The sequence below is a fragment of the Novosphingobium piscinae genome, from assembly GCF_014230355.1.
Taxonomy (GTDB): Bacteria; Pseudomonadota; Alphaproteobacteria; order Sphingomonadales; family Sphingomonadaceae; genus Novosphingobium; species Novosphingobium piscinae.
On record NZ_JACLAX010000016.1, the window covers coordinates 13,228 to 27,812 of the forward strand.

Below are 14,585 nucleotides of genomic sequence, written 5' to 3' on the forward strand. Positions count from 1 at the left end.
GGGACATGCGGAACCGGGTTGAGCCTAATCGTCGCCCCGGACTTGATCCGCGGCCCAGCTTCGGCTCTGGCCGAAAGCGGGCGCAAGCGGGTCCCGGGTGAAGCCCGGGACGACGAGAGTTCAGCGGTCGACGGACGCGCGGCTGGGTCTACTTCCCCGTAGCGTAGGCCTTGACCAGTTCGGTCAGCATGGTCCGCGCGGTGTAGACGCCCTGGACGCTGATGCGCTCGTTGAGCCCGTGGGTGCCGTTGCCGTCGGGATCGCCGATCACGCCCGGCGGGCCGTAGGAAGGGATGCCGATCGCCGAGAGGTAGATCCCGTCGGTCGCGCCGGTCGACATGAAGGGCACCAGCGGGGCCTTGGGATAGTACTTGGCGGCAATTGTCTGCGCCGGGCCGACGATCTTGGGATCGAGCGGCGGCGGGGTGCCCGGAGGGCCGCGGTCGTCGGCCAGCGCCACGGTCATGCGCGGATCGGCGATCACCCGTTCCAGCTCCTTGCGCACGTCCTCGATGGCTACGCCCGGGAAGATCCGGCAGTTGACGTTGGCGGTGGCGCGCTGCGGCAGGGCATTGTTGGCATGGCCCGCGCTGACCAGGGTGGCGACGCAGGTGGTGCGCAGCATCGAATGGAACGACTTGTCGGTGTTGAGCAGCGCCTCGGCCGCCTTGTCGCCCGGATTGGCGGCAATCGCCTCCATCGCCTTGCCCAGCTCGCCGCCGCGCGCCTTGCCGGCCTGGCTGAAGAAGGTGCGGGTGGTGTCGTTGAGCATCACCGGGAAGTCGAAGTCGCGCAGCTTCACCATCGCGTCCGACAGCTCGTAAATCGCATTGTCGCGGACCGGGGCCGACGAGTGGCCGCCCGGGTTGGTCGCCTCGATCCGGAAATTGGCCACGACCTTCTCGCCGACGTGGAGGTTCTGCACCACCACGCTGCCCTTGCCGTCGGTGCGGCCGCCGCCGCCCTCGTTGAGCGCGAATTCGGCCGCGATCAGCTCGGGCTTGTTCTGCGTCAGCCAGCGCGCGCCGTTGAACGCGGTCGAGGTTTCCTCGCCGCAGGTCAGCGCCAGCTTGATCGTGCGCGGCAGCTTGGTGCCCTCCTTGCGGAAGCGGGCGAGCATATCGACCCAGATCGCGTCCATCGCCTTCATGTCGGCGGTTCCGCGGCCGTAGAAGTAGCCGTTCTCCTCGATCAGCTTGTAGGGATCGCGGGTCCAGTCCTCGCGCTTGGCCACGACCACGTCGAGGTGGCCCAGCAGCAGCATCGGCTTCAGCGTCTTCGACGTGCCCGCCAGGGTGACGACGATGCCGCCCTCCTTCGGCGCCTCGGGCACGGCGAAGCGGTAGATCTCGGCATCGCCGAAGCCCGCGCCGCGCAGGTGCGCCTCGATCTTGTAGGCCAGCAGGGTGCAGCTGCCGGTGGTGATCGAGGTGTCGGTCTCGATCATCTCCTGGTACAGCGCGCGGAAGGCGGCGACGTCGGGGGCCAGCGCCGGGGCCGAGGCTGCCGGTTGGGCCAGCGCCGGGGCGGCCAGGCTGGCCGCCAGCACCAGGGTTCCGGCCGTTCCGGCCGTTCCGGCCAATGCCCGCTTAATCCGCTTCATCGTGTTTGCCCCTCTGGCCCCTTTGGCCGTGGCGCGCATGGTGCCCCAAGGGGAGGCCCAGGCCAAGGGGGAATGCTTGCCTTGGTGGGCAGATGGCGTGGTAGAAATGCTCCCCAAGACGATCCCCTAACTCACCCAAGCCCGCTCAGCCTGAGCCTGTCGAAGGCCACAGTCGACATTGCCCGCCTCCAAACCACGCCTCAACTCCCCATCCCCCCAAACGAAAAGCCCCGCCGGATCGCTCCGGCGGGGCCTTCTGTCTCACTCAGACTGAGAGACTTACGCCTCGTCGCCCTCGATCAGGTAGTCGCCGGCATCGGCGTCGGTGCCGTGGGTCTCGCCCTCGACCGCCGCCAGCGGATCGTCGCCGATCGCCGCCTCGGGCCCCTGGGCCAGTTCGGCCGCGTGCTCTTCCGCCGCCGAATCCGGCGCGATCAGCGCTTCCTGCAGCTTGCGGTACTGCGCGCGCAGCGCCGCATCGCGGCTGGTCGCCGCCACGCGCAGGCGGTTCATGCCGGCGCCGGTGCCGGCCGGGATGAGCCGGCCGACGATCACGTTCTCCTTGAGCCCGATCAGGCTGTCGCGCTTGCCCTCGACCGCGGCCTGGGTGAGCACGCGGGTGGTCTCCTGGAACGAGGCCGCCGAGATGAACGAGCGCGTCTGCAGCGAGGCCTTGGTGATGCCGAGCAGCACCGGCTTGCCCTCGGCCGGCTTCTGGCCGGGGGCGAGCTTGGCGTTGTACTCGTCCATCTCCTGGCGATCGACCTGCTCGCCGGCGAGCAGCACGGTGTCGCCGCCGTCGGTGATCTCGACCTTCTGCAGCATCTGGCGAACGATCACCTCGATGTGCTTGTCGTTGATCTTCACGCCCTGCAGGCGGTAGACCTCCTGGATCTCCGCAACGAGGTACTCGGCCAGGGCTTCGACGCCCATGACCTCGAGGATGTCGTGCGGATCGGGCGAGCCCGAGATCAGGTTGTCGCCCTTCTTGACCCAGTCGCCCTCCTGGACGTCGATCACCTTCGACTTGGGGATCAGGTATTCCACCGGATCGCCCTCCTCGGGGATGATCGCGATCTTGCGCTTGGCCTTGTAGTCGCGGACGAATTCGATCCGGCCCGAGATCTTGGCGATGATCGCGTTGTCCTTCGGCTTGCGCGCCTCGAACAGCTCGGCCACCCGCGGCAGACCGCCGGTGATGTCGCGGGTCTTGGCAGCTTCGCGGCTGGCACGCGCCAGCACGTCACCGGCCTCGACCGCCTGGCCATCCTCGACCGACAGCGTGGTGCCCGGCGCCATCAGGTAGCGCGCGGCCTCGCCCGACTGCTCGTCGAGCAGAGTCAGGCGCGGACGCAGGTCTTCCTTCTTGGCGCGGCCACCGGCGCGGTTCTCGGTCACCACGCGCTGCGCGATGCCGGTCGCCTCGTCGGTCAGCTCGGTCATGGTCCGGCCGTCGATCAGGTCCTGGTACTTCACGACGCCCGACTTCTCGGTGATGATCGGGGTGGTGAAGGGGTCCCATTCGGCCAGGCGATCGCCCTGGCTGATGATCGCGCCGTTCTCGTGCAGCAGGTGGGTGCCGTAGGGCACGCGGTGCATCGCGCGCTCGCGGCCCTCGCTGTCGAGCACCACGATCTCGCCGTTGCGGGCCAGCGACAGCCGGCGGCCGCGCTTGTCCGTGATCGTCGGGATGTCGCGATACTGCACGGTACCGTCGCAGATCGCCTCGAGGTGCGACTGCTCGTTGACCTGCGCCGCACCGCCGATGTGGAAGGTGCGCATGGTCAGCTGGGTGCCCGGCTCGCCGATCGACTGGGCCGCGATCACGCCGACCGCCTCGCCGATGTTGACCGGGGTGCCGCGGGCCAGGTCACGCCCGTAGCAGGTCGCGCAGACGCCCTGTTCGGCCTCGCAGATCAGCGGCGAGCGGATCCGCGCGCCCTGGACGCCGGCGGCCTCGATCTTGGCCACGGCCGGCTCGTCGAGCAGGGTGCCCTTGGCCACCAGCACGGCGCCGGTCTTGTCGACGATGTCCTCGGCCAGGGTGCGGCCGAGGATGCGCTCGCCGAGCGAGGCGATGGTCGAACCGCCCTGGACGATCGCGCGCATTTCCAGCGCCCGTTCGGTCCCGCAGTCCTGGATCACCACCACGCAGTCCTGCGACACGTCGACCAGACGGCGGGTCAGGTAGCCCGAGTTCGCCGTCTTGAGCGCGGTGTCGGCCAGACCCTTGCGGGCGCCGTGGGTCGAGTTGAAGTATTCAAGGACGGTCAGGCCCTCCTTGAAGTTCGAGATGATCGGCGTCTCGATGATCTCGCCCGAAGGCTTGGCCATCAGGCCGCGCATGCCCGCCAGCTGCTTCATCTGGGTCGGCGAACCACGCGCGCCCGAATGGCTCATCATGTAGATCGAGTTGACCGGCTTCTCGCGGCCATGCTCGTCCACCGGGGTGGCGCGGATCTCGTCCATCATGGCGGCGGCCACCTGGTCGCCGCAGCGGCTCCAGGCGTCGATCACCTTGTTGTACTTCTCCTGCTGGGTGATCAGGCCGTCCTGGTACTGCTGCTCGTAGTCGGCCACCAGCGCCTTGGTCTGCTCGACCAGCTCATCCTTGCTGTCGGGGATGATCATGTCGTCCTTGCCGAACGAGATGCCGGCCTTGAACGCGTGACGGAAGCCCAGCGCCATGATCGCGTCGGCGAACAGCACCGTGTCCTTCTGGCCGGTGTGACGGTAGACCTGGTCGATGACGTCGCCGATCTCCTTCTTGGTGAGGAGCCGGTTGACCACCTCGAAGGGCACCTTGGCGCTCTTCGGCAGGCACTCGCCGATCAGCATGCGGCCCGGGGTCGTCTCGAACCGCTTGATGTAGGTCACGCCGTTCTCGTCGGTCTGCGGCACGCGCGCCGTGATCTTCGAGTGCATGGTGACCGCACCGGCCTCGAGCGCCTGGTGCACCTCGGCCATGTCGGACATGATCATGCCCTCGCCGGGCTCGCCCTTGCGGTCCATCGACAGGTAGTAGAGCCCCAGCACCATGTCCTGCGAGGGCACGATGATGGGCTTGCCGTTGGCGGGGCTGAGGATGTTGTTGGTCGACATCATCAGCACGCGCGCTTCGAGCTGGGCTTCGAGGCTGAGCGGCACGTGGACGGCCATCTGGTCACCGTCGAAGTCGGCGTTGAAGGCCGAGCAGACGAGCGGGTGCAGCTGGATCGCCTTGCCCTCGATCAGCACGGGCTCGAAGGCCTGGATGCCGAGGCGGTGCAGGGTGGGGGCGCGGTTGAGCAGCACGGGGTGCTCGCGGATCACCTCGTCCAGGATGTCCCAGACCTCCTTGCGCTCCTTCTCGACCCACTTCTTGGCCTGCTTCAGGGTCATCGACAGACCCTTGGCGTCGAGCCGGGCGTAGATGAACGGCTTGAACAGCTCGAGCGCCATCTTCTTGGGCAGGCCGCACTGGTGCAGCTTGAGCTCGGGACCGGTCACGATCACCGAACGGCCCGAATAGTCGACGCGCTTGCCGAGCAGGTTCTGGCGGAAGCGGCCCTGCTTGCCCTTGAGCATGTCGGACAGCGACTTGAGCGGACGCTTGTTGGCGCCGGTGATGACGCGGCCGCGGCGGCCGTTGTCGAACAGCGCGTCGACCGCTTCCTGCAGCATGCGCTTTTCGTTGCGCACGATGATGTCGGGCGCGCGCAGCTCGATCAGCCGCTTGAGGCGGTTGTTGCGGTTGATCACGCGGCGGTACAGGTCGTTGAGGTCCGAGGTGGCGAAGCGGCCACCGTCGAGCGGGACCAGCGGACGCAGCTCGGGCGGGATGACCGGCACGACCTCGAGGATCATCCACTCCGGACGGTTGCCCGAATCGATGAACGATTCGACCACCTTGAGGCGCTTGATGATCTTCTTCGGCTTCAGCTCGGACTTGGTCTCGGCCAGCTCCTTGAGCAGGTCCTCGCGCTCCTGCACGAGGTCGAGGCTCATCAGCATGTGCTTGACCGCCTCGGCGCCGATCCCGGCGGTGAAGGCGTCCTCGCCGTACTCGTCCTGGTACTCGTAAAGCTCGTCCTCGGTGAGCAGCTGGTACTTCTCGAGCGGGGTCAGGCCCGGCTCGGTGACCACGTAGCTCTCGAAGTAGAGGATGCGCTCAAGCTGCTTGAGCTGCATGTCGAGCAGCAGGCCGATGCGCGAGGGCAGGCTCTTCAGGAACCAGATGTGCGCGACCGGGGCGGCCAGCTCGATGTGGCCCATGCGCTCGCGGCGGACCTTGGTGACGGTGACTTCGACACCGCACTTCTCGCAGACCACGCCCTTGTACTTCATGCGCTTGTACTTGCCGCACAGGCACTCGTAGTCCTTCACCGGGCCGAAGATGCGGGCGCAGAACAGGCCGTCGCGCTCGGGCTTGAAGGTCCGGTAGTTGATCGTCTCGGGCTTCTTGATCTCGCCGAACGACCACGAGCGGATGCGCTCGGGGCTGGCGATGCCGATCTGGATCTGGTCGAAGGTTTCGGGCTTCGCCATCTGGTTGGTGAACTTGGTCAGGTCGTTCATATTTCGCTCCAGTTCCCCTCCCGCAGGCGGGAGGGGTTAGGGGAGGGCATGTTCAGTCTGGGGAGGTGCTTGCCCTTACAGGCCCTCCCCCGGCCCCTCCCGCACGCGGGAGGGGAGATCGGCTCACTCCGCGGCTTCGGCCAGCCCGCTGTCGTCGTCCTCGTCGAGCGAGGACAGTTCGACGTTGAGGCCGAGGCTGCGCATTTCCTTGACGAGCACGTTGAAGCTCTCCGGGATCCCGGCCTCGAAGGTATCGTCACCCTTGACGATCGCCTCGTAGACCTTGGTGCGGCCGACCACGTCGTCCGACTTCACCGTGAGCATCTCCTGCAGCGTATAGGCGGCGCCGTAGGCCTGGAGCGCCCAGACCTCCATTTCGCCGAAGCGCTGGCCGCCGAACTGCGCCTTGCCGCCCAGCGGCTGCTGGGTGACGAGGCTGTAAGGCCCGATCGAACGCGCGTGGATCTTGTCGTCGACCAGGTGGTGCAGCTTGAGCACGTACTTGTAGCCCACGGTCACCTTGCGGTCGAAGGCCTCGCCGGTGCGCCCGTCATAGAGCGTCACCTGGCCCGATTCATCGAGCCCGGCGAGCCGCAGCATGGCCGAGACGTCGGCTTCCACCGCGCCGTCGAACACCGGGGTGCCCATCGGCACGCCGCCGCGGACGTTCTCCGCCAGGTCGACGACCTGCTCGGGCGTACGGCCCTGGATCTCGGCGGAATAGTTGTCGCCGTAGATCTCGACCAGCAGCTCGCGGACCGCTTCCGGCGCCTGGCCGGCCACGGGGTTCGGGTTGGCCTCGCGCCAGGCATCCAGCGCCGCACCGACCCGCTTGCCCAGACCGCGCGCGGCCCAGCCGAGGTGGGTTTCGAAGATCTGCCCGACGTTCATGCGGCTGGGCACGCCCAGCGGGTTGAGCACGAAGTCGACCGGGGTGCCGTCTTCCAGGAAGGGCATGTCCTCCTGCGGCAGGATGCGGCTGATGATGCCCTTGTTGCCGTGACGGCCGGCCATCTTGTCGCCCGGCTGCAGCTTGCGCTTCACCGCGACGAAGACCTTGACCATCTTGAGCACGCCCGGCGCCAGCTCGTCGCCGCGCTCGAGCTTCTCCTTGCGATCCTCGAACTTCTCCTGGATCGCCTTCACGGCATCGTCGTACTGGCCCTTGAGCGCCTCGATCTGCCCCTGCGCGGCGTCGTCCGCGACGGCGAACTTCCACCACTCGTAGCGCTCGGCCTCGGCGAGCACCTCGTCGGTGATCTCCACGCCCTTCTTCACGCCCTTCGGCGCCGCCGCGGCGACCTGGCCGAGCAGCATCTCGCGCAGGCGGTTGAAGGTGGCGCGGTTGAGGATCGCGCGCTCGTCCTCGCGGTCCTTGGCGAGGCGTTCGATCTCCTCGTTCTGGATCGCGCGGGTACGGTCGTCGATCTCGATGCCGTGGCGGTTGAACACGCGCACGTCGACGATCGTGCCCGAGACACCCGGGGGCAGGCGCAGCGAGGTGTCGCGCACGTCGCTGGCCTTTTCGCCGAAGATCGCGCGCAGCAGCTTCTCTTCCGGGGTCATCGGCGATTCACCCTTGGGGGTGATCTTGCCGACCAGGATGTCGCCGGGGTGCACTTCGGCGCCGATGTAGACGATGCCCGCCTCGTCGAGGTTGCGCAGCGCTTCCTCGCCGACGTTGGGGATGTCGCGGGTGATGTCCTCGGGCCCGAGCTTGGTGTCGCGGGCCATGACCTCGAACTCCTCGATGTGGATCGAGGTGAAGACGTCGTCCTTCACGATCCGCTCGGAGATCAGGATCGAGTCTTCGTAGTTGTAGCCGTTCCAGGGCATGAACGCGACCAGCACGTTGCGGCCCAGGGCCAGCTCGCCCAGCTCGGTCGAGGGACCGTCAGCGATGATCTCGCCGGCCTCGATCAGATCGCCCACCTTCACCAGCGGACGCTGGTTGATGCAGGTCGACTGGTTCGAGCGTTCGAACTTCTGCAGGCGGTAGATATCGACGCCGGACTTGCCGGCCTCGATCTCGCCCGCGGCGCGGATCACGATGCGGGTGGCGTCGACCTGGTCGACCACGCCCGAGCGCAGCGCGGCGATCGCCGCGCCCGAATCGCGCGCCACGGTCGCTTCCATGCCGGTGCCGACGAAGGGCGCCTCGGCCTTGACCAGCGGCACGGCCTGGCGCTGCATGTTCGAGCCCATCAGCGCGCGGTTGGCGTCGTCGTTCTCCAGGAACGGAATGAGCGAGGCGGCGACCGAGACCAGCTGCTTGGGGCTGACGTCCATCAGGGTGACCTGCTCGCGCGGGGCCATGACGAACTCGCCGCCCTCACGCGCCGAGACCAGCTCTTCCACGAACGAGCCGTCCGCGTTGAGTTCGGCCGAGGCCTGGGCGACGGTGTGCTTCTGCTCCTCCATCGCGGAGAGGTAGACCACCTCGTTGGTGACCTTGCCGTCGATGATCTTGCGGTAGGGCGTCTCGATGAAGCCGTACTTGTTGACCCGGGCGAAGGTGCTCAGCGAGTTGATCAGGCCGATGTTCGGGCCTTCGGGCGTCTCGATCGGGCAGATCCGGCCGTAGTGGGTCGGGTGCACGTCGCGCACCTCGAAGCCGGCGCGCTCGCGGGTCAGACCGCCCGGCCCGAGCGCCGAGACGCGGCGCTTGTGGGTGACTTCCGAGAGCGGGTTGGTCTGGTCCATGAACTGGCTGAGCTGCGACGAGCCGAAGAACTCGCGCACCGCGGCCACGGCCGGCTTGGCGTTGATCAGGTCGTTCGGCATGACCGTCGACACGTCGACCGAGCTCATCCGCTCCTTCACCGCGCGCTCCATGCGGAGCAGGCCGACGCGGTACTGGTTCTCCAGCAGCTCACCCACCGAACGGACGCGGCGGTTGCCGAGGTTGTCGATGTCGTCGACCTCGCCCTTGCCGTCCTTCAGGCTCACCAGCTCCTTGACCACGGCCAGGATGTCCTCGGTGCGCAGCGTGGTGATCGTGTCCTCGGCGTCGAGGCCGAGGCGCATGTTCAGCTTCACGCGGCCCACGGCCGAAAGGTCGTAGCGGTCGGCGTCGAAGAACAGGCCGTCGAACAGGGCCTCGGCGGTCTCGCGCGTCGGCGGCTCGCCGGGGCGCATGACGCGGTAGATGTCGGCCAGCGCGTGGTCGCGATCCGGGGCCTTGTCGGCCTTCAGGGTGTTGCGGATCCACGGACCGGTGTTGATGTGGTCGATGTCGAGCAGCTCGATCCGGTCGATCCCGGCCTTGTCGAGCGCGTCGAGGTTCTCGGGGGTGACCTCGTCACCGGCCTCGATGTAGATCCGGCCGGTCGCCTCGTTGATCAGGTCGTGCGCCGAATAGCGGCCGAAGATCTCCTCGGTCGGGATCAGCAGCTCGACCAGACCGTCCTTCTGCGCCTTGTTCGCGGCGCGCGGGCTGATCTTGGTGCCGGCCGGGAACACGACCTCGCCCGACTTGGCGTCGACGATGTCGAAGGCCGGCTTGGCGCCGCGCCACTGCTCGACCTGGAACGGCACGCGCCACCCGCCTTCACCGCGGTTCCACGAGACGGTCTCGTAGAAGTGGTTGAGGATGTCCTCGTCGTTGAGGCCCAGCGCGTGGAGCAGCGCGGTGACCGGCAGCTTGCGCTTGCGGTCGATGCGGACGTTGACGATGTCCTTGGCGTCGAACTCGAAGTCCAGCCACGAGCCGCGGTAGGGGATCACGCGGGCGGCGAACAGGTACTTGCCGCTGGAGTGGGTCTTGCCGCGGTCATGGTCGAACAGCACGCCGGGCGAACGGTGCATCTGGCTGACGATCACGCGCTCGGTGCCGTTGATGAAGAACGTGCCGTTCTCCGTCATCAGCGGCATGTCGCCCATGTAGACGTCCTGCTCCTTGATATCGAGCACCGAGCGGGTCTCGGTCTCGGCGTCCACCTCGAACACGATCAGGCGCAGCGTCACCTTCATCGGAGCGGCATAGGTGATCCCGCGCTGGCGGCACTCGGTCACGTCGTACTTCGGCGCTTCCAGCTCGTAATGCACGAAGTCCAGCTCGCTGGTGCCGGCAAAGTCGCGGATCGGGAAGACCGAGCGCAGGGTCTTCTCCAGACCCGAGACATAGCCGGTGGCCGGGTCCGACCGCAGGAACTGCTCGTAGGACTCGCGCTGCACCTCGATCAGGTTCGGCATCTGCACCACTTCGTGGATGTCGCCGAAGATCTTGCGGATGCGCTTCTTCCCCGACACGCGCGCGGCGCTGGAGCTGGGGGTCTGGGCCTTGGTTGCCATGGAGGAGTATCTCGCCTCTTCGCTCGGTGCCGGGGGAAGGGTCCGCCCGGCGAAAAATCGTGTCACGCGCGGCGGTGACCATGCCGACGCGAATCGGTCGGACGCGCCCCATCCCTCACGGGATCGGCTGTCCGAACCGGTTCGCATCACGCATGAAAGCCCGGTTTTCCGCTTCCTTCCTGGGTCGGCCCCCGCGCATGGGCCGCCTTGCTCGAAGCGTTGGGCGAGCGGCGCATATAGGCGAAGGGTGCGCGAAGTCAAGGATTTGGGGGGTGGATCGGGGGTGGGCGGGCAGGGCGCGCGGCCTTCGACAAGCTCAGGCTGAGCGGGGTCTGGCGATGGGGCTGCATTGCCGCACACCCACACTCAAGCCCGCACCTACACCCGCTCAGGCTGAGCCTGTCGAAGCCCACGCGCCAGCGCCTGCCCGAAACTCAGCCGCGACATCGCGCCAGCTCGGACACCCGCGCCCAGTCTCCCTCCACCAGCGCCTGCTTTTTCGCCCTGCTCCAGCCCTTGAGCCTGCGCTCGGCGGCGAATGCGTCATCGCGGGTCTGGAAGGTGTCGGACCACAACAGGGTCACGGGCAGGCGTTTGGCCGTATAGCCGCCCAGCGCACCCGTGGCGTGCTGCGCCATCCGCCTTTCCAAATCGTCGGTGTGGCCCACGTAGTAGCTGCCGTCGTTGCAGCGCAGGAGATAGGCGTAGAAGGCCACGCGTTCTTGTCTAGCGTCGGCGCGTGGCCTTCGACAAGCTCAGGCTGAGCGGGGTTTGGTGATGGGGTGGAGGTTCCGTTCGGGCACCCACACCCACACCCGCTCAGGCTGAGCTTGTCGAAGCCCACGCGCCAACCCAGGCCCCGCGGGCCCATCCCCTCACTCCGGCGCCGGAAATCGCGTCTTGAAGTGAAAGGCCTTTGCGCTCGGGCCATAGCGGTCGAGCACCCACAGCTTGGCGAGCCCCTCCTCGATCGGTGGGCGGTGTCCGGCCGGGACCCACCACAGCGCATGGTAGGCGCCGTCGAACCGTTCGAAGTATTCGCGCCGGCGGGCCATCTCGGGCGCGTGGGCGCTCTGGTAGACATAGGCGTGGAGCGAATCCGGGTCGGTCCAGACCGAGATGTTGACCAGCAGCAGCGGATCGGGCGCCGGCTGGATCGCGGTGGCGTTGCCCTCCTCGGTCTGCAGCCGCCAGACGAAGCCGGGCGAACGGTCGGCCAGGGCGTTGATCCGGGCGAGGGCCGCGAAGAACGGGGCGACGCGCGGATCGCCCTCGGGCGCGACCAGCCGGGCGATGTTGATCTGGGCAAGGTGCCAGCCTGTTGCGTCGGTCATCGTGGTCCGTCCTCCTCGTCCCGCAGGGGTGTCGACCCGCCCCGATCATGCCCGCAGCCCGGCGGGTCGGGCAAGGGGGGTGGGGAGGGGGGCAGGTGAGCCTGACCGTCCTTCGTATCGTTTTTCGATATTATTGATTGACGATATGCCCGACTCGGTATATTGAATATCGATATTGAGCTTATCGGAGAACAACCAATGGCCGCCAACCGTGCCCCGCTCGCCGCGCTCCTGCTGGCCGTGCTTGTCGCCGTGCTGTGGAGCCCCCCGCTGACCATTCAGGTGCACGTCGTGCTGGGGGCCACCACGGCCCCCCACAGCGCCTGACCCATCCATTCCCAGGAGGAAAACATGTCTCTCAGACCCAAGGATCCGCTGCTGGCCGCGGCCCGCGTCGTGCTGATGATCGCGATGGCGACGATGGCCGTGGCCTGCGCCGCCATGGTGATTGCCGTCCCGGCCATCATCGTGTTCAAGACCGCCGTGCTCGCGGAACTGTCCAGCAAGGCCGTACCGGGCGAGGCGCTGTGGGCGCTGGTCCTGATCCTGCTGCTCGCCGCGCTCTGCACCGCGCTTGGCTTCCTGTTCTTCCGCCACATGTACCGCATCGTCGGCACGGTCGCCGATGGCGACCCGTTCATTCCCGCCAATGCCAGCCGGCTCAGCGCGATGGGCTGGATCGTCGTGGCGGTGAACGTGGCCGGCATCCCGCTCGTGTCCACCCTGCGCTGGCTGGAGAGCGTGAGCGAACACATGCACACCGAGGCCGGCAACGATGTCGATGGACTGCTCCTCGCCCTGGTCCTGTTCATCCTCGCCCGGGTGTTCCGCGAAGGCACCCGCCTGCGCGACGAAGTGGAAGGGACGGTGTGATGCCGGTGACCGTCAAGCTCGACGAGCTGCTCTACCAGCGCCGCATGACGCTGACCGAACTGGCCGAACGGGTGGACATCACCCTGGCCAACCTCTCGATCCTCAAGACCGGCAAGGCCAAGGCGATCCGCTTCTCCACGCTCGAGGCGATCTGCCAGGTGCTCGAATGCCAGCCGGGCGACCTGCTGGGGTTCGAAGCCGAAGCCGAAGCCGAAGCCGAAGCCTGAAGGCCGTCCTGTCCTACCGGCCGCGCGGATGCCATGCTCCGCGCGGCTCTTTCTCACTGTCAGGCAAACGCACTTGGGCGCGATCTTCGCGCGCGAACTTTACACTGCGCGCTCGTGTGAACTTCGCGAAGTTCAGAACAGGCCCGGGATCAGCCGCCAGCGCACGGTCTGCATGTAGGCGGCATAGTCGGCGTCCTGCGCCAGCAGCCGCTCTTCCGCCAGCAGGCGCAGGATCTGGGCCCACCAGCCGATCGCGTAGATGACGATGTTCATCGGGTGAAACATCAGGATCATCACCGCGAGATGGACCAGCGCATAGCCCGCGTACATCGGATGGCGCACGAAGCGGTAGGGGCCCGAGATCTTGACCCCGCGGTTGGCCGGGGCGACCCCGAACGAGCGGCGCAGCACCAGCTTGGCCCAGGCCTGGATCAGGTTGCCGGCCACGGCCAGGAAGACCCCCAGCGGGATCAGCGCGGGCACCAGGGCCACGCCCGGCAGGACCAGCAGCCCGGCGCAGGTCGCGGTCATCGCCAGCAGCCAGTCGCCCAGGTCCATCGAAAGCTTGTCGGTCGGGCGGCGGATCAGGGTGAAGACCGCGACGGCGGTTTCCGAGATCAGCAGCAGCGGCGCCCAGGGATTGCCCGAGAGCTCGACCCGCGAGGCCAGCACGATCCACAGCAGCACGATCGCCACCTGCTCGGCCCGGTCGAGCACGGCGGGGCGCAGCCAGGCGGGCGGCTTGCTCAGGGTGGTGGTGGTCATTGCATGGAGCCCTCGTGACAGTGCCGTCCGGGGTGCCAGAACGCGGTTAACAAAGCGTTAGGTGGGCTGCCGGAGGGGCGGCCCGGTCCGGCCGGTCCGGAGCGCCTTCCTTGACTCGGCCCGCGCTTGCGCCTAACCGCCGCCCCGACCGAACGGGATTCGTCCCGCCGGTCATCCGTCCGAGACCGCTGGTGCGGGGGTTTGCCCCGCTTAATCTCCAGCCTAGACGGGGAAAAGAGTTTTACCGCCCGCGCCGTCAGGCGTGGTGCTTCGCGCGGCTCCCGCTTTCCGGGGCGTGCACCTCCTTCCCCTTCAACGGACTCGCCCGTGTCGCTCCGGCGGCACGGATCCCTGCTTTCGCAGGGACAAGCAACGTAGCCGGTCGCCCGTTCGCGGGCGGCCAATGTGAAGGAGTAAGGCATGGATCGTTCGCAGAAAGCCGAATCGGTCGCATCGCTGAACGCGACTTTCAACGAGGTCGGCGTGGTGGTGATCACCCGCAACCTCGGCATGACGGTGGCCCAGTCCACCGCCCTGCGCGGAAAGGTGCGCGAAGCGGGCGCGACCTACAAGGTTGCGAAGAACAGTCTTGCCAAGCTTGCCGCCAAGGACACGGCCTACGAGGGGATCATCGATCTGCTCACCGGCCCGACCGCGATCGCCTCGTCGGTGGATCCGGTCGCTGCCGCCAAGGCCGTGGTCGATTTCGCGAAGACCAACGACAAGATCGAAATCGTTGGTGGTTCGCTAGGATCGGTCGTCCTCAACGCTGACGGGATCAAGGCGCTCGCCACGATGCCGTCGCTGGACGAGATGCGCGCCAAGCTCATCGGCCTCGTTCAGGCTCCGGCCACGAAGATCGCCCAGCTCTCGACCGCTCCGGCGGCCAAGCTGGCCCGCGTCTTCCAGGCCTATGCCGACAAGGCTGCCTAA

The 14,585-nt window shown here is 67.3% G+C and carries 10 protein-coding genes; 4 read left to right on the forward strand and 6 right to left on the reverse strand.

Translation table 11 applies throughout. The features are described 5' to 3' along the window. Positions 1-148: 148 nt before the first annotated feature. The 5 genes from H7F53_RS13785 to H7F53_RS13805 form a co-directional block, all read right to left on the reverse strand. Positions 149-1,603, reverse strand: coding sequence for a M20/M25/M40 family metallo-hydrolase (locus H7F53_RS13785; protein WP_185680085.1), 1,455 nt, complete (start codon positions 1,601-1,603; stop codon positions 149-151). Between the two features lie 279 nt (positions 1,604-1,882). Beyond that, positions 1,883-6,160, reverse strand: coding sequence for a DNA-directed RNA polymerase subunit beta' (gene rpoC, locus H7F53_RS13790; protein WP_185680086.1), 4,278 nt, complete (start codon positions 6,158-6,160; stop codon positions 1,883-1,885). Between the two features lie 123 nt (positions 6,161-6,283). Beyond that, positions 6,284-10,453, reverse strand: a complete 4,170-nt coding sequence (gene rpoB / locus H7F53_RS13795; RefSeq protein ID WP_185680087.1) for a DNA-directed RNA polymerase subunit beta — start codon at positions 10,451-10,453, stop codon at positions 6,284-6,286. 434 nt (positions 10,454-10,887) lie between these two features. Further along, positions 10,888-11,169 carry a GIY-YIG nuclease family protein gene (locus H7F53_RS13800; RefSeq protein ID WP_185680088.1) on the reverse strand — a complete coding sequence of 94 codons (282 nt, stop codon included), beginning with the start codon at positions 11,167-11,169 and terminating at the stop codon, positions 10,888-10,890. Positions 11,170-11,328: 159 nt separating this feature from the next. After that, complete coding sequence (locus H7F53_RS13805; RefSeq protein WP_185680089.1) at positions 11,329-11,787, reverse strand: DUF3291 domain-containing protein; 459 nt, start codon at positions 11,785-11,787, stop codon at positions 11,329-11,331. Positions 11,788-11,985: 198 nt separating this feature from the next. On the opposite strand from H7F53_RS13805, the gene H7F53_RS17855 reads away from it, so the two are divergent. Genes H7F53_RS17855 through H7F53_RS13815 form a run of 3 tightly spaced genes read left to right on the forward strand, consistent with a single transcriptional unit; the run spans position 11,986 to position 12,887 of the window. Then, positions 11,986-12,114 (forward strand): hypothetical protein, encoded by a 129-nt coding sequence (locus tag H7F53_RS17855; protein ID WP_281384805.1) that lies wholly within the window; start codon positions 11,986-11,988, stop codon positions 12,112-12,114. 24 nt (positions 12,115-12,138) lie between these two features. Then, entirely contained in the window at positions 12,139-12,660 is a 522-nt protein-coding gene (locus H7F53_RS13810) for a DUF2975 domain-containing protein (protein WP_185680090.1), read from the forward strand. Beyond that, positions 12,660-12,887, forward strand: a complete 228-nt coding sequence (locus H7F53_RS13815) for a helix-turn-helix domain-containing protein (RefSeq protein WP_185680091.1) — start codon at positions 12,660-12,662, stop codon at positions 12,885-12,887. The genes H7F53_RS13810 and H7F53_RS13815 overlap by 1 nt, the downstream gene beginning before the upstream one ends. Before the next feature lie 132 nt (positions 12,888-13,019). On the opposite strand, the gene H7F53_RS13820 is transcribed toward H7F53_RS13815, so the two are convergent. After that, positions 13,020-13,652, reverse strand: coding sequence for a methyltransferase family protein (locus tag H7F53_RS13820; protein ID WP_185680092.1), 633 nt, complete (start codon positions 13,650-13,652; stop codon positions 13,020-13,022). A 420-nt stretch (positions 13,653-14,072) separates the two neighbouring features. On the opposite strand from H7F53_RS13820, the gene rplJ reads away from it, so the two are divergent. After that, positions 14,073-14,585, forward strand: coding sequence for a 50S ribosomal protein L10 (gene rplJ / locus H7F53_RS13825; protein ID WP_185680093.1), 513 nt, complete (start codon positions 14,073-14,075; stop codon positions 14,583-14,585).